Origin of the sequence: Streptomyces sp. P9-A4, from assembly GCF_036634195.1 — a bacterium.
Lineage (GTDB): Bacteria > Actinomycetota > Actinomycetes > Streptomycetales > Streptomycetaceae > Streptomyces.
Genome location: NZ_JAZIFY010000001.1, coordinates 2,058,967 through 2,074,406, shown reverse-complemented (window position 1 = coordinate 2,074,406; position 15,440 = coordinate 2,058,967). Strand labels below are relative to the sequence as shown.

Sequence of the window (15,440 nt, the reverse complement as noted above, 5' to 3'; positions counted from 1 at the left end):
GAAGATGAGCAAGGCGTACGTGGTCGGCGTCGGGATGACCAAGTTCGAGAAGCCGGAGACCCGGGACTGGCAGTACTGGGACATGGTCCGGGAGGCCGGCACCGCGGCCCTCGCCGACGCGGGCGTGCCCTACGCGCGCGTGGAGCAGGCCGCCGTCGGCTACTGCTTCCAGGCCTCCACCGCGGGACAGCGCGCCGTGTACGAACTCGGGCTGACCGGCATCCCCGTCTACAACCTCAACAACAACTGCGCCACCGGCTCCACCGCCCTCATGACCGCCCGCCAGTTCGTCGAGGGCGGCATCGCGGACTGCGTCCTCGCCGTCGGCTTCGAGAAGATGGCGCGGGGCTCGCTCGGCGGCGGCGGCTCGGCGGGCGCGGGGGACTTCGCGACCTCGCCGGTCGCCCGGCACTACGGGATCATGGCCGCGACCCACGGCTTCGAGATGTCCCCGCCCACCGCGCAGATCTTCGGCAACGCCGCCCGCGAGCACATGGAGCGGTACGGGACGACCGAGGTACAGCTCGCGGCCGTCGGCGCCAAGAACCACCAGCACTCCGCGAACAACCCCAACGCCCAGTTCCAGGACGTCTACACGGTCGACGAGATCCTCGCCGCGAAGACCGTCCACCGGCCGCTCACCAAGCTCCAGTGCTCGCCCACCTCCGACGGCGCGGCGGCGGCCCTCGTCGTCTCCGAGCGCTTCGTCGACGAGCACGGTCTGCGGGACCGGGCGGTGGAGATCGCCGCGCAGGCGATGACCACCGACACCGAGGAGTCCTTCGCCTCCGGCTCCTGCATCGACGCTGTCGGCCGCCCGATGTCGCTGGCCGCCGCCCGGCAGGTCTACGAGCGCTCCGGGCTCGGCATCGAGGACGTCGACGTGATCGAGCTCCACGACTGCTTCTCCATCAACGAACTCCTCACCTACGAGGCGCTCGGCATGTGCGAGGAGGGCGCCTCCGGCAAACTCGTCGAGTCCGGCGCCACCACGTACGGCGGGCGCTGGGTGGTGAACCCCTCCGGCGGCCTCATCTCCAAGGGCCACCCGCTGGGCGCGACCGGGCTCGCGCAGGCCGCCGAACTCGTCTGGCAGCTACGGGGCGAGGCGGGCGCGCGACAGGTCTCGGGGGCGCGCGTCGGGCTCGCGCACAACATCGGGCTGGGCGGTGCGGCGGTGGTGACCCTGCTGCGCAAGTCGTAGGACCGAATCCCCATGTACGGGGCGGAGCAGGTCTGCGACCATGACATTCATGCCGCAGACCGACTCCGCCACGAGCACCTCCCCGACCTCTTCCATACCGTCGGTCCGTTCGTGGGCGGTCGTCGCGACCGCCTGCGCGGGCCAGTTCCTCGTCGTCCTCGACGTCTCCGTCGTCAATGTGGCGCTGCCTTCGATGCGGACCGACCTCGGGCTCTCGGAGGTCGGGCTCCAATGGGTCCTCAACGCCTACGCCATCGCCTTCGCCGGCTTCATGCTGTTCGGCGGGCGGGCCTCCGACCTCTACGGGCGGAAGGCGATGTTCCTCCTCGGTCTCGGCCTCTTCACCGCCGCCTCGGCGGTCGGCGGCCTGGCCCCGGAGGGCGCGTACCTGATCGGCGCCCGCGCCGTGCAGGGCCTCGGCGCCGCCGTCCTCGCGCCCGCCACCCTGACCCTGGTCACCGAAGCCGTCCCGGCCGGGGCCGCCCGCACCCGGGCCATCGGCACCTGGACGGCGGTCGGCGCGGCCGGCGGCGCGGCGGGCGGCTTCGTCGGCGGCCTCCTCGTCGACCTGCTGTCCTGGCGCTGGGTCCTCCTCATCAACATCCCCGTCGGCGCCCTCGTCCTCGTCGCCGCCCTGCTCTGGCTCCGCGAGTCCCGCCCCGGCACCCACCGGCGCCTCGACCTGCCGGGCGCCGTCCTCGTCACCGCCGGGCTCGCCGTCCTCGCGTACGGCATCGTCCAGACCGAACAGGCGGGCTGGACCGCCCCGGCCACCCTCCTCCCGCTGCTCGGCGGTCTCGCGCTGCTCGGCGCGTTCGTCGCCGTCGAGGCGCGTACGGCGGCCCCGCTGATGCCGCTGAAGATCTTCCGCAACCGGGCGGTGACGGCGGCCAACGTGGCGATCCTGCTGTGCGGTTCGAGCTCCTTCGGCATGTGGTTCTTCATGACGAACTACGCGCAGAGCGTCCTCGGCTTCACCCCGCTCCAGGCGGGCCTGGCCCTGGTCCCCAGCTCCCTCAGCGTCATCCTGGGCTCCAAGCTCGCCCCCCGTCTGATGCCGATGGCCGGCTCCCGGAACCTCGCCGTCCTCGGCGCCCTCATCGCCGCCGCCGGCTTCGCCTGGCAGTCGACCCTGACGGCCGACGGCACCTTCCTCGGCACGATCCTGGGCCCCGGCATCCTGATGATGGGGGGCATCGGCCTGGCCACCACCCCGCTGGCCGCCCTCGCCACGTCCAGCGCCTCCCGGTCCGACGCGGGTCTCGTCTCGGGCCTCGTCAACACCTCGCGCACGATGGGCGGCGCCCTCGGCCTCGCGATCCTCTCGACGGTCGCGGCGGCGGCCACCCCGGCGGTCGCCGACTCCGCCGTCTTCGGCACCCCGGACGGCTCCTACCTGGTCCCGGGCTACGCGACGGCCTTCCGGGTCTCGACGGCGGTCCTGATCGGGGCGGCGGCGCTGATGTACGTCTGGCTCCCGAAGGGACAGGGCGCCCCGGAGCGCCCTGCCGCGTAGGCCGCCGGGGAGGACGTGGGGGCCGTCGGCCCCTCAGGACCGCCATGGCCCGCTCGACCGGTCTCGCCGGGCTATGCGTGTGGCGTTCCCGGCCCAGCGGGGTCCGTCGTCCCGGTGAGTTCCGCGAGGACCTCCTCCAGCCAGCGCACGTGGGTGACCAGGGCCCTGTCCTTGCTCTCGTGGACGTGGTCCAGGATGCGGGCCATGCGACGGGGGTCCAGGCCCGGCAGCCAGGGCTCCTCGCGCATGTCCCGGGCGCGGAAGCGGTCGAGCTGGGCGCGGCGTGCCTCCAGCTCGGTGCGTACGAGGGCGATGCGCTCCTCCTCGGTCACGAAGACGGAGAGGAGGTAGCGCGTCGGGAACTCGGGGTCGCCGAAATCGACCGGCGGCTCGTACGGCTCGGCGAGGCGGGCGCGCAGGACGCGTTCGCCGGTGGCGGTGACGCGGTAGACCTTGGAGTCCGGGCGTCCCTCGTTCTGCTCCACGTCGTACGTCAGCCAGTCGTCGGCGGTCATCCGGGCGAGGGTGCGGTAGATCTGGCTCTGCTGGCTGGGGAGCCGGCTCATACGGCCCATCTCACTGCCCAGCCAGCGCTTCAGGTCGTATCCCGTACAGGGACGCATCGCCACGAATCCGAGCAGAACGTGCTCGAACTTCATCTCTCTCCTGTCACCTTTCGGCCGCGAATCCATAGGTGACTAGTCACCTATGGCACTCGACATCTATGCTCGCGGCGCCCACCGCCGGGCCTTCCTCTGCCTCAGGAGACCCTATGACCCTGCCCGCCAGGCGTCTGCCCGCACTGCTGCGGCGCGCGCGCCGCGTCGCCCTGCCGCTGGCCGTCGCCGTCGCCGCCTCCCTCGTGCCCGCAGGCGCCGCCCAGGCCCACGACACCACCGGCCCCACCCTCGTCCGCACCGACAACGGCTGGGTGCGCGGAGCCGCCACGGCCGAGGGACGCCAGTTCCTCGGCATTCCGTACGCCGAAGCCCCCACCGGCCCCCTGCGCCTGCGCGCCCCGCAGCCCGCCTCCGACTGGGCGGGCGTCAGGGACGCCACCCGCTACGGCGCGTACTGCGCCCAGAACACGTACTGGGCTCCCGGCTTCGAGCAGCAGCGGACCACCGAGGACTGCCTCGACGTCAACGTCTACACCCCGCCCGCCGGCCGCCACTCCAGCACCAAGCGCCCCGTCATGGTCTGGGTCCACGGCGGCGGAAACGTCGGCGGCACCGCCCGCGACATCGTTCCCGACGCCTTCGCCCGCCGCACCGGCAGCATCGTCGTCACCCTCAACTACCGCCTCGGCGCCCTGGGCTTCCTCACCCTGCCCGGCGCCGGCGGCAACTTCGCCCTCCTCGACCAGCAGCAGGCCCTGCGCTGGGTCCGGACGAACATCGGCGCCTTCGGCGGCGACCCGGGCCGTGTCACCCTCGCCGGCGAGTCCGCGGGCGGCGGCGCCGTCTGCAACCAGCTCGCCTCCCCGGCGAGCCGCGGCCTCTACCGCGGCGCGATCATCATGAGCGGCACCTTCGGCAACTGCGCCGGGACCCCGCGCGAGCAGGCCGTCGCCTCCTCCCTCGCCTTCGCCGCCGGACTCGGCTGTACGGAAGCGGCGACGGCCGCCGACTGTCTCCGCGGGAAGAGCACCAAGGAGATCCTCGACGCGCAGGCCTCCCAGCGCCGCTCCTGGGGCTACACCGTCGGCACCCCCCAGCTGCCCTTGCAGCCGGCCGACGCGTTCGCCTCGGGCCGCTCCTCCCGCGTCCCCGTGATGAACGGCGCCACCAGCAAGGAGGGGCTGGTCTTCGCGTACGACTCGTTCGACCGCTGGGGCAACCCCCTCACCGCCGACGCCTACCCGGCGGCCCTCGCCGCCACCTTCGGCCCGGAGACCGGCGCGCGAGCGCTCGCCCGCTACCCGCTCACGGCGTACGAGCGCCCCGCGTACGCCTACGGCACGGCCTTCGGCGACCAGCTCTTCGCCTGCCCGGCCCTGGCCGTCGACCCGCTCCTCGCCAAGCGGGGCAAGGTGTACGCGTACGAGTTCGCCGACCGCACCTCGCCGCTGTTCGCCTCGCTCCCCCAGAACGCGGACTTCGACTTCGGTGCCACGCATGCCGCCGAGCTGAACTACCTCTTCAAGCCGTACGGCATCGCCGCACCCTTCAACGCCGAACAGCGCGCGCTCGCCGACCAGATGACCGACTACTGGGGCTCCTTCGTCCACGGCACCCCGCCCCGGGCCCGCGGACAGCAGCCCATGCCGGAACACGGATCGCGCCCCGGCCAGGTGCTCCGACTCCGCACCGCGTCCGCCGGCGGCAACGCGCCCACCGGCAACCTGAGCGAGCAGCACAACTGCGACCTCTGGAACGCTTCACGCTGACGCGACGACGACGGGGCGGGCGTCCGCACGGACACCCGCCCCCGAGCCGTCCGGAGGCGTCCAGCGCAGGAGTCCTGAGCCTCGGCCCCGCCGGCCGTTGTGGACCATGTACGGGATCTTGAGACCACGAACAGTTCATGGAAGGCTCATGCCGCATGATCGATGAATTCGCGAAGGACAACCTGCACGGGAGACTGCGGCGGGACCGCGAGGCGCTGCTCTGGAAACTCGACGGCTTGTCCGAATACGACGCCCGCAGACCCTTGACGGCGACCGGGACCAACCTCCTCGGTCTGGTCAAACACGTGGCCAACGTCGAGGCCAGGTACTTCGGCGAGGTCTTCGGCCGCCCTTCCCCGGAACGGCTGTCCCGGTGGCAGGACTCCGACGGCAGCGATCAGTGGGCGACCGAGGACGAGACCCGCGATCAGATCATCGGGTTCTACCGGCGCACGTGGGAACACTCGGACGCGACGATCAACGAGCTTCCCCTCGACGCCCCCGGCCACGTGCCGTGGTGGCCGGAGCCCTACACCGACACGAACCTGTTCGCCGTCATGGTCCACGTCCTCGGCGAGTCCATCCGGCATGCCGGGCACGCCGACATCCTGCGCGAGGGCCTCGACGGCCGGACCGGGTTGCGCGCCGAGCACGAGAAGGGGATCGACGAGGAAGCCCGTGCGGCCCACTGCGCGAGGATCGAGCAGGCCGCCAGGTCGGCCGCACCCATCAAGGCTCAGAGGTCGTCTCACATGACGTGATGTTCGTGCGGCATGCCCGTCGAACTCCGCGCGGACCAGGTGTACTTCTCCGCCGAACACCTGACCTGGCTGCGCGAGCGCGGGCTGGCGCTTCCTCTAGAGCCACCCCTGCCGCCGCGCCGCCCGTACCGCCTCCATGCGGTTGCGGGTGCCCGTCTTCCCGATCGCCGACGACAGGTAGTTGCGGACCGTGGACTCCGACAGGTGCAGGGCCGTCGCGATGTCCGCGACCGTCGCGCCGTCCACCGAGGCCGCCAGCGCGTCGCGTTCGCGGGCGGTCAGCGGGTTCGGGCCCGCGCTGAGGGCCGCCGCCGCGAGGGCCGGGTCGATGACCGTCTCGCCCCTGAGGGCCTTGCGGATCGACTCGGCCAGGTCCTCCACCGGACCGTCCTTCACCAGGAAGCCCGCCGCGCCCGCCTCCATCGCCCGCCGGAGGTAGCCGGGGCGGCCGAAGGTGGTGAGGATCAGGACCCGGCAGTCCGGGGCCTCCGTACGCAGGTCCACCGCCGCGTCCAGGCCCGAGCGGCCCGGCAGTTCGATGTCGAGGAGGGCCACGTCGGGGCGCGCGGCCAGCGCCGCGTCCACGATCTCGTCCCCCCGCCCCACCTGGGCGACGACCTCCATGTCGTGCTCCATGCCGAGCAGCAGGGCCAGCGCCCCGCGCATCATGCCCTGGTCCTCGGCCAGCAGGACTCTGATCATTCCGGCGCTTCCCCCTCGTGCGGGTCGGGGGTCTCGGCGGGGAGCTCCGCCGCGACCCGGAACCCGCCCTGCGGTGCCGGTCCCGACTCAAGGGTGCCGCCTGCCGCCGCGACCCGCTCGCGCAGGCCACGCAGCCCGCTGCCGGGGACGCCGTCGGCCGGGCCGCGCCCGTCGTCGGTGACGGTGAGGCGGACGCGGTCGGCGCCGCCGGTGAGGTCGATGACGCAGCGGGACGCGCCGCTGTGCCGTACCGCGTTCGTCGTGGACTCCCGTACGACCCAGCTCAGCAGGGCCTCGGTCTGCGGTTCGAGCAGCGGGCCCGAGCGGCGTACGACCGGCTCGATGCCCGCGGTGGAGAGCGCGTCGCGCGCCCGGTCCAGCTCGGTGGCGAGGCTGCCCTCGCGGTAGCCGGTCACGGCCTCCCTTATCTCGGTCAGCGCCTGACGTCCCACCGACTCGATGTCCGCGACCTGCGCCAGGGCCGCGTCCAGGTCGCGCGGCGCCAGCCGCCGTACGACCTCCGACTTCACCACGATCACCGACAGGGTGTGGCCGAGCAGGTCGTGCAGGTCGCGGGAGAACCGCAGCCGTTCCTTCTCGACGGCCGTCCTGGCCAGTTCCTCCCGGGTGGCCCGCAGCTGCCGGACCGTCTCGTCCAGGGCGAGGATCGTCGCCGTCACCATCACCGAGATGAAGGTGCCGTAGACGATGCCGAAGGAGTTCCAGCCGTCCCGCCAGAACGTCACCGCGGCGACCGCGACGACCAGCGGGAGGCTGATCCGCCGCAGGTGCCGCCCGCGCCGCACCACCGCCCCGACGGCCAGGCCCAGGAGCGGGAAGAGCAGCAGCCATTCCCTGCCGTAGCCGGCGGCGAGCCCGAAGGTGAGCGCGGCGAGCGCGGCGAGGAGTACCCAGGTGAGCGGGGCCTCCCGGGTGCGTTCGTGGAAGGCGCGCATGACGATCGCGATGTAGAGGGAGTTGAACGCGAGCAGGCCGAGGCCGCCGATCCACGGGTTCGTGGCGTCGCCGCTGATCAGATGGGAGAGTGCGCCGAGGCCCATCAGGAGCCAGGGGAGCAGGCTCAGCCCGCTCGGCCCCCGGTCCTCCTGCCGCCTCCTCAGCACCGCCACGGTCCGCCCCCACCTGGTGTCCGCCATGCTCATGTCCTACACCGTCCGGCCGGAACGGCGGTACGAGACCGCCGCGTACGCGCCGAACAGGGCAGCCCAGCCGACCAGTACCGCGAGGGTCGCCGTGCCCGGAGCCCTGCCCTCCGCCATCGCCACGCCCAGCTCCGCGAAGCGGTTCGTCGGGGTGAGCCGGGAGATCGTCCGCAGCCAGTCGGGGAAGAGGGCGACCGGGAACCAGAGGCCGCCGACGACGGCGAGCCCGAGGTTGCAGGCGACGTTGACGACGCCGGTGGTCTGGGCGGTGAACCGGTAGCCGTTGCCGATGCCGAGCAGGGTGAAGGGCAGCGAGCCGAGCCAGAGCGTGACGGCGACCGCGGCCCACTGCCAGGGCTCCATCCGTACGCCGTTGGCGAGGCCGCCCGCGAGCAGGACCCCCGCGATGGCGGGCAGGACGACGACGGACCCGGTCAGGGCCCGGCCGGTCACCACCTGCCGGGACGTCATGGGCGTGATCCGCAGCTGCCGCAGCCAGCCGGTGGACTTGTCCTCCGCCACCCCCGTGCCGAGGGACAGGGCGGCGCCGAGCGCTCCGTACGCGGCCATGCCGACCATCGCGGCCTTCTTGTACCCGCTGTCGTCCGCGCCGAGGTTGGTGAAGAGGAGGTACATCATCACCGGCACACCGATCGTGGAGATCACGAAACCGATGTCGCGGAGCGTGCGGCGCACTTCGAGGCCGACGTACGCGGTGATCATCGGGATCGCGGTGTTCCGCGCGTACGGAGTGCGCGGGGTGTTCGTGGTGCTCGTGGTGTTCATCGGGCCGTCTCCAGGGTGCCGAGGGGCCGCTGGGCCAGGGTGAGGGCGAGGAAGGCGTCGTCGAGCGAGACCGGGGTGACTTCGAGGGCCCGGATCGCGTCCCGCTCGGCGAGCGCGCGGACGGTGGCGTCGGAGTCGTCGGTACGCAGCCGGGCGCGGTCGCCCCTGATCTCGTACGAGGTGACGCCGGGCAGCAGGTCCAGCCAGTCCGTCGGGCCGCCCGCCAGGTCGAAGGAGACGAGGCTGCCGCCGGCGGCCCGCTTCAGCTCCTCGCTGGTGCCGACGGCGAGAACGCGGCCGGCGTCGAGGACGACGATCCGGTCGGCGTACGCGTCCGCCTCCTCCAGGTAGTGGGTGGAGAACAGGACGGTGTTGCCCCGGCGGGCGTAGCCGCGCATGGAGTCCCAGAACTCCCGGCGGGCCTCGACGTCCAGGGCGGCCGTCGGCTCGTCCAGGACGATCAGCTCCGGGTTCCCGACCAGCGCGACGGCGAACCGGACCCGCTGGGTCTGGCCGCCCGACAGCCGGTCGACCCGGCGGCCCGCCAGCCCGGTGAGGCCGGCCAGCGCCAGGGCCTCCGCGACCGGCATCGGCGCCGGGTAGGTGCGGGCGACGAAGGAGACCAGCTCCCGGACGGTGACCCGGGGGACCGCGCGGCCCTCCTGGAGCATCGCGCCGACCCGGCCGGCGGCCACGGCGGCGTCCGGGGCCCCGCCGAACAGCTCGACCAGGCCGCCGTCGGGCGTGTCGAGGCCGAGGAGGAGGCTGATGGCGGTGGACTTCCCGGCGCCGTTGCGGCCGAGCAGTGCCACGGTCTCGCCGCGCGGGACGGTGAGGTCGAGTCCGTCGACGGCGCGGACGGCGCCGAAGGTCTTGGTCGCGGCCCGGAAGCCGACCGCCGGTGCGTTCGTGTCCTTCTTCATGGGTACGACGCTACGAACCGGGGGCTCCGGGCGGCAGGCGCGCGTGTACGGACCTGGCCGTGACAAATGTCCCGGGTGCTGTTTCTGACGCTGCGTCAGTTGAGCGCCGCCGGGAGGGTTCACAACTTCCCCCGCCTCGGCTATACATGGGGTCCACCGACCTAGAACGCGTTCTAGAACGGCCGCGTACGGGACGGTCCCCGCACGGCCTCGGTGCGGCCGACGGTGCGGACGGCCGTGCCGAGGTCTTCCCCGCCACGAGGAGCAGCAGCCCGATGCCCATCGACCCCGCCAAGGCCGTCGCCGCCGAACCCCGCAGCGCCGAGATCTCCTGGGACCACAAGGACGTCCAGCTCTACCACCTGGGACTGGGCGCCGGTGTCCCGGCGACGGACCCCGGCGAGCTGCGCTACACCCTCGAATCCCGCCTCCACGTCCTGCCCAGCTTCGCGACCGTCGCGGGCGCGGGCATGGGCGTCGTCGGCGGCCTCTCCGCCCCCGGCATCGACATCGACCTCGCCGCCGTCCTGCACGGCGGCCAGTCGGTCACGCTCCACCGCCCCGTCCCCGTCTCCGGCCGCGCCGTCTCCACCTCGCGCGTCGCCGCCGTGTACGACAAGGGCAAGGCCGCCGTCCTCGTCCTGCGCTCCGAGGCCTCCGACGCCGAAGGACCGCTCTGGACCAGCGACGCCCAGATCTTCGTCCGGGGCGAGGGCGGCTGGGGCGGCGACCGGGGCCCCTCCGAGCGCCTCGACATCCCCGCCCGCGAGCCCGACAAGACCGTCGAGCGGCCCGTACGGGAGGACCAGGCGCTGCTGTACCGCCTCTCCGGCGACTGGAACCCGCTCCACGCCGACCCCGAGTTCGCCGGACTCGCCGGATTCGACCGGCCGATCCTGCACGGACTCTGCACGTACGGCATGACGCTCAAGGCGGTGGTGGACACGGTGCTCGGCGGCGACGTCACCCGCGTCCGCTCGTACCGCACCCGATTCGCCGGGATCTTCTTCCCCGGCGAGACCCTGCGCATCCGGATGTGGACCGACGAGGGCCGCGTGCAGGTGACGGTCACCGCCGTGGAGCGCGACGACGCACCCGTACTCGCCGACACCGTCGTCGAGCACTCCTGACCCGTCTGATTGGAGCCGCACCATGCGCGCAGCCGTACTGCACGAGATCGGCCAGGACAAACTCGAAGTCCTCGACGACGTCGAGGCGGTGGGCTTCGGCCCCGGCAAGGTGAAGATCCGGATCCGGGCCACCGGCCTCTGCCACTCCGACGTCTCCGCGATGAACGGCGTCCTCCCGCAGCCCGCCCCCTTCATCCCCGGCCACGAGGGCGCCGGCGAGATCCTCGACGTCGGCGACGGCGTCACCGGACTCAGCCAGGGCCAGCGGGTGCTGCTCTGCTGGCTGCCCGCCTGCGGCAGCTGCGCCGCCTGCAAGCGCGGCCAGACACAGCTGTGCCTCGCCGGGTTCATGAACGCCGGCACCCCCAACTTCAAGCGCCCCGGCGGAGACGTCTTCGGCTTCGCCGGCACCGGCACCTTCACCGAGGAGGTCGTCGTCGACGCGGGCTGCGCCGTCCCGATCCCCGACGACGTGCCCTTCGACATCGCCGCCCTCATCGGCTGCGGCGTCACCACCGGCCTCGGCGCGGCCATCAACACCGCCAAGGTGGAGGCCGGTTCGTCGGTCGCCGTCATCGGCTGCGGCGGCGTCGGCATCTCCGCGATCCAGGGCGCCAAGCTCCAGGGCGCCGCCCAGATCGTCGCCGTCGACCCCGTCGAGTCCCGCCGCGAGGCCGCGCTGCGCTTCGGCGCCACCGAGGCGGTCGCCCCCGACGCGCTCGCCGACGCCAAGCAGCGGATCACCGGCGGCGAGGGCTTCGACTACGTCTTCGAGGTCGTCGGCAAGTCCGCCACCGCGCGGACCGCGTACGAGACGACCCGGCGCGGCGGCACCCTCTGCGTCGTCGGCGCGGGCGCCCTCGACGACTTCCTCCAGCTCAACATGTTCGAGCTCTTCTTCGACGAGAAGCGCATCCTGCCCTCCATGTACGGCGGCGGCGACGTGATCCGCTCGTACGAGCGGGCCATCGCGCTCTGGCGGGCCGGCCGCATCGACCTGGAGTCCCTCATCACCCACCGCGTACCGCTCGCGGGCATCAACGAGGCCCTGGAGCAGATGCGTACGGGCGCCGCCCTGCGCACCTGCATCGAGATCTGAGAGGAACCCGCCCCATGTCACTCCCTCTTGAGGGACTGAGCGCGATCGTCACCGGCGCCGGCCGGGGACTCGGCCGCGCCGAGGCCCTGGAACTCGCCCGGCTCGGCGCCGCCGTCGTCGTCAACGACTACGGCCAGCCCGGCCGCGACGGCTCGGGCGCCGCGTCCGCCGCGCCCGCCGAGGAGGTCGCGGAGGAGATCCGCGCGGCCGGCGGCCGGGCGGTCGCCCACCTCGGCGACGTCTCCGACTTCGAGACCGCGCGGGCCCTGGTCGACCTGGCCGTCAGCGAGTTCGGCAAGCTGGACGTCCTCGTCAACAACGCGGGCATCCTGCGCGACCGGATGGTCTTCTCGATGACCGAGGACGAGTGGGACTCGGTCGTACGGGTCCACCTCAAGGGCCACTTCAACACCACCCACTTCGCGTCGGTGCACTGGAGGACCCGGTCGAAGGCGGGGGAGGCCGGAGTCTACGGCCGGATCGTCAACACCTCCTCCGAGGCCTTCCTCGCGGGCTCGGCAGGACAGCCCAACTACGCGGCGGCCAAGGGCGGCATCGTGGGCCTGACCACGTCGTCGGCGCTGGCGCTCGCCCGGTACGGGGTGACGGCCAACGCCATCTGCCCCCGGGCCAGGACCCGGATGACCGAAGACGTCTTCGCGGGCTTCGGTGAACCGGCGGAGGGCGACCTCGACCCGCTGTCCCCGGAGCACGTGGCCCCGCTCGTCGGCTATCTGGCCTCCCCTGCGGCGGCCGGGGTCAACGGCCAGCTGCTCGTCGTGCACGGCGGGATGGTCGCGGTGGTCGACCGGCCGAAGGTGTCGGCCAAGTTCGACACGGCGAAGGAGGCGTTCACGTACGAGGAACTGGACGGCCTCCTGACCCCGCACTACGCCTCCCGCCCGGCGGGCGAGACCTTCGCGGCGTCGGAGGTGCTGGGGCTGAAGAAGGGCTGAGCCACGGGGGTGGCGGAGAAGCCCGGCTTCGGGGGCGGGGGAAGAGCCCGGCCGCGGGGGTGGTGGTGGGGAAGGCGAAGGGCCCCGGGGGAGACCCCGGGGCCCTTCGCCTCTCACTTCCTACCGCGCGTGGGCCTCGGCCTCGCGGCGGTGCCTGCCGTGCGGCGAGGACGTGGAGTCCTCCGCCGGCGAGGACTCACCGCGGTGCTTCCCGGAGCCGTTCGACTCCGTACCCTCCGTGCTTGCATCGGACATGCTGGAACTCACCCCGTACGTATTGCTCTTGATGTGCGGCCGTGAGTCTAACCAGCGGGTTTGCGATCGGTCAGCGGAGCCTCCCGCAAGGGCACCGGGCGGCACACCCGGGGCTCCTCGGCGACCGCCACCGGCTCGGGCCCGGCCGCGCACTCCGGCTCCGGCCCGGGCTCCGGCGGCGCCTCCACGTCCGCGAGCCCGCACGGCGCCCCGGCCGTCGCGTACGGCAGCCGCAGCACGCCCCCGGCCGTCCACAGCCCCGCCCCGGCCAGCCAGCCCGCGGGCGCGGCCAGCTGGCCGAGCCGCCGGGACGAGGGCTGCCAGGTGCCCACCCAGCTGCCGCCCGCCGCGTCGATCCGCAGTGCCACCGCGCAGCTCTCCGGCATCAGCACCTGCCCCGGCTGCACGGCGAACGGCGTCAGCGCCGCGTCGTCGAGCCGCAGGCACTCGGGGAACCGCACCGGCCGCAGGCTCCCGAGCACGCCCCAGCCGAGCCGGTCGTGCCCCGGCGAGGGCGCGTCGGAGCGGATCAGGAGCAGCCCGCTGTCCGGGTCCGCGAGGAGCAGCCGGTCGTCGCTGTCCTCGGTGATCTGGAGCAGCGGCGTCACCTCCCCGCCCCGCTCCAGGTCGACGGTGACGGCCTTCACCGGCCCGTCGTCCAGCCGCCGGTCGAGCGCCAGTATCCGGCCCGTACGGTCCAGCCAGACCCCGCCCGAGCAGCGGCCCTTGATCTCCGCCACCTGCTCGGGGCCGAAGGCGCCGCCCGCGACCAGCCACAGCGTGGTGGTGTCGGGGCCGACGCACATCGCGTACGCGCAGATGCCGTCCGGGGAGGGCGGCAGCAGCACCAGCCGCTCGGAGCCGGGGGCCTCGACCGCGCCGAGCTGGAGCTCCCCGGTGGCCGGGCCGGTGGGGTAGAGCAGCGAGAACGTGTTCCGCCGCCCGTCCACCCGGCGGGCGACGAGCACCCGGCCGTCCGCGAGGGGCAGCAGCTGGGTGCCCGGCTCCTCCGGCTGGCCGAGGGGGAGCGGCACGGCGTACGGCTCGGGGCCGTCGAGGGTCCACCGCTCCGCGTACAGGGCGTCCCCGGCGCCCGCGAGCCTGGCCGCGTACGCGCCGTTCGCCGTGATCGTGAAACCCGTCGGCCGGGCCGCGCCGCCGGGGCGCTCCCCGCCGCGGCCGGCGTCGCGGTGGTCGCCGCGATCGTCGTCCTCGGCCGTGGTCTCGATGGCACACGCTGTCATCGACTCGTCACCTCCGGCCACGAAGCTAGTTTTCGCCCTTCCAGCCGAACAACACGAGCCGGGTCACTTCACACATAAGGGTGGCCGTGCGGCGGTTCTGCTGAGCCCTGGGGGGCGGTTGTGCTGGAGTGGCCGGTGGTGAGTAAGGTAAGGCGAACCTAAGCGGATCCTGGGGGTCCGGTCGTTCACCCGGACGGCCCACCCCTCCCCGGACTCCGCGCGGTCGCGCCCGTATCCCCGCCAGGACCCGTACAGGAGCCTTCTCATGTCCCTCCGCCGCCGCGGCACCGCCGCCGTCCTCGCCCTCGCCGCCGCGCTCTCGCTCGCGGCCTGCGGAGGAGGAGACGGAGGATCCGACGCCTCCGAGAAGGAGGACACGACCAAGAAGAAGGACGTCGCCACCGGCGGCAAGGACTTCGGCGACGCCGCCGCCAAGACCGCGGCCATGGGCACCGACGCGAAGCCGGGCCAGTTCCCGCGCACCCTCACCCACGCCCTCGGCACGACCGAGCTGAAGGCCGCCCCCAAGCGGGTCGTCGTCCTCGACGTCGGCGAGCTCGACAACGTCGTCTCCCTGGGCATCCAGCCCGTCGGCTACGCCCCCTCCGAGGGCGACGACGGCATCCCCGGCTACCTCAAGAAGGACGCCGGCAGCCCCAAGTCGGTCGGCACCATCAACAACCTGAACCTGGAGGCCATCGCCAACCTCCAGCCCGACCTGATCCTCGGCAGCCAGCTCCGCGCCGCCGACAAGTACGACGAGCTGTCGAAGATCGCGCCGACCGTGTTCTCCATCCGCCCGGGCTTCACCTGGAAGGAGAACTACCTCCTCAACGCCGCCGCGCTCGACAAGACCGCCGAGGCGAAGACGAAGCTCGCCGCGTACGAGACCAAGGCGAAGCAGCTCGGCACGGACATCGGACCGAACAAGCCCACCGTCTCCATGGTCCGCTACCTCCCCGGCAAGATCCGCCTCTACGCCAAGGCCTCCTTCATCGGTACGATCCTGGAGGACACCGGCCTGCCGCGGCCCAAGAACCAGCAGATCGACGAGCTGGCCGCCGAGATCAGCCCCGAGAAGATCGACGAGGCCGACGCCGACTGGATCTTCACCGGCGTGTACGGCGACGCCAAGGCCACCAAGAAGGACACCGCCCAGGCCAACCCGCTCTGGAAGAACCTCAAGGCCGTCAAGGCCGGCCAGGCCAAGGACGTCCCGGACGAGACCTGGTACCTGGGCCTCGGCGTGACGGCCGCGAACAGCGTCCTCGACGACCTGCGCGCGGACCTGGTCAAGTAGCCGCAGGGCAGG

The 15,440-nt window shown here is 72.8% G+C and carries 15 protein-coding genes; 8 read left to right on the top strand and 7 right to left on the bottom strand.

What is annotated here, in order from left to right:
• Positions 1–4: 4 nt before the first annotated feature.
• Positions 5–1,204 carry a lipid-transfer protein gene (locus tag V4Y03_RS09290; protein WP_332434605.1) on the top strand — a complete coding sequence of 400 codons (1,200 nt, stop codon included), beginning with the start codon at positions 5–7 and terminating at the stop codon, positions 1,202–1,204.
• 40 nt (positions 1,205–1,244) lie between these two features.
• Positions 1,245–2,720, top strand: coding sequence for an MFS transporter (locus V4Y03_RS09285; RefSeq protein ID WP_443079762.1), 1,476 nt, complete (start codon positions 1,245–1,247; stop codon positions 2,718–2,720).
• A gap of 71 nt (positions 2,721–2,791) precedes the next feature.
• Here V4Y03_RS09285 and V4Y03_RS09280 read toward each other — a convergent pair whose 3' ends face one another.
• Positions 2,792–3,379 carry a PadR family transcriptional regulator gene (locus V4Y03_RS09280; RefSeq protein WP_317879020.1) on the bottom strand — a complete coding sequence of 196 codons (588 nt, stop codon included), beginning with the start codon at positions 3,377–3,379 and terminating at the stop codon, positions 2,792–2,794.
• 113 nt (positions 3,380–3,492) lie between these two features.
• Between V4Y03_RS09280 and V4Y03_RS09275 the strand changes: the two genes are divergently transcribed.
• Both V4Y03_RS09275 and V4Y03_RS09270 read left to right on the top strand, forming a co-directional pair.
• Complete coding sequence (locus tag V4Y03_RS09275; protein ID WP_332434603.1) at positions 3,493–5,109, top strand: carboxylesterase/lipase family protein; 1,617 nt, start codon at positions 3,493–3,495, stop codon at positions 5,107–5,109.
• A 155-nt stretch (positions 5,110–5,264) separates the two neighbouring features.
• On the top strand, positions 5,265–5,870 hold the full coding sequence (locus V4Y03_RS09270; protein ID WP_332434602.1) for a DinB family protein: 606 nt from the start codon (positions 5,265–5,267) through the stop codon (positions 5,868–5,870).
• Between the two features lie 96 nt (positions 5,871–5,966).
• Here the strand turns inward: V4Y03_RS09270 and V4Y03_RS09265 are convergent, their stop codons facing one another.
• The 4 genes from V4Y03_RS09265 to V4Y03_RS09250 are packed head-to-tail and all read right to left on the bottom strand — an operon-like array spanning position 5,967 to position 9,444.
• The gene (locus V4Y03_RS09265) at positions 5,967–6,572 is read right to left on the bottom strand and encodes a response regulator transcription factor (RefSeq protein ID WP_317876532.1); all 606 of its coding nucleotides are present in this window, start codon (positions 6,570–6,572) and stop codon (positions 5,967–5,969) included.
• Positions 6,569–7,729: a sensor histidine kinase gene (locus V4Y03_RS09260; RefSeq protein WP_317876533.1), complete on the bottom strand. Its 1,161-nt coding sequence runs from the start codon at positions 7,727–7,729 to the stop codon at positions 6,569–6,571. Before V4Y03_RS09260 ends, V4Y03_RS09265 begins: the two co-directional genes overlap by 4 nt.
• 9 nt (positions 7,730–7,738) lie before the next feature.
• A complete protein-coding gene (locus tag V4Y03_RS09255) occupies positions 7,739–8,458 on the bottom strand; it encodes an ABC transporter permease (protein WP_443079866.1) in 720 nt (239 codons plus the stop codon).
• Positions 8,459–8,517: 59 nt separating this feature from the next.
• Positions 8,518–9,444, bottom strand: a complete 927-nt coding sequence (locus V4Y03_RS09250) for an ABC transporter ATP-binding protein (RefSeq protein WP_332434601.1) — start codon at positions 9,442–9,444, stop codon at positions 8,518–8,520.
• A 275-nt stretch (positions 9,445–9,719) separates the two neighbouring features.
• Between V4Y03_RS09250 and V4Y03_RS09245 the strand changes: the two genes are divergently transcribed.
• Genes V4Y03_RS09245 through V4Y03_RS09235 form a run of 3 tightly spaced genes read left to right on the top strand, consistent with a single transcriptional unit; the run spans position 9,720 to position 12,629 of the window.
• A complete protein-coding gene (locus tag V4Y03_RS09245; protein WP_317876535.1) occupies positions 9,720–10,574 on the top strand; it encodes a MaoC/PaaZ C-terminal domain-containing protein in 855 nt (284 codons plus the stop codon).
• Positions 10,575–10,596: 22 nt separating this feature from the next.
• Positions 10,597–11,673: a Zn-dependent alcohol dehydrogenase gene (locus V4Y03_RS09240; protein WP_332434600.1), complete on the top strand. Its 1,077-nt coding sequence runs from the start codon at positions 10,597–10,599 to the stop codon at positions 11,671–11,673.
• A gap of 14 nt (positions 11,674–11,687) precedes the next feature.
• A complete protein-coding gene (locus V4Y03_RS09235; protein ID WP_317876537.1) occupies positions 11,688–12,629 on the top strand; it encodes a 3-oxoacyl-ACP reductase in 942 nt (313 codons plus the stop codon).
• Between the two features lie 120 nt (positions 12,630–12,749).
• Here the strand turns inward: V4Y03_RS09235 and V4Y03_RS09230 are convergent, their stop codons facing one another.
• On the bottom strand, positions 12,750–12,884 hold the full coding sequence (locus V4Y03_RS09230; protein WP_317876538.1) for a hypothetical protein: 135 nt from the start codon (positions 12,882–12,884) through the stop codon (positions 12,750–12,752).
• Positions 12,885–12,931: 47 nt separating this feature from the next.
• A complete protein-coding gene (locus V4Y03_RS09225; protein ID WP_332434599.1) occupies positions 12,932–14,128 on the bottom strand; it encodes a hypothetical protein in 1,197 nt (398 codons plus the stop codon).
• A 265-nt stretch (positions 14,129–14,393) separates the two neighbouring features.
• Here V4Y03_RS09225 and V4Y03_RS09220 point away from each other — a divergent pair, with 265 nt between their 5' ends.
• On the top strand, positions 14,394–15,428 hold the full coding sequence (locus V4Y03_RS09220) for an ABC transporter substrate-binding protein (protein ID WP_332434598.1): 1,035 nt from the start codon (positions 14,394–14,396) through the stop codon (positions 15,426–15,428).
• Positions 15,429–15,440: the final 12 nt, after the last annotated feature.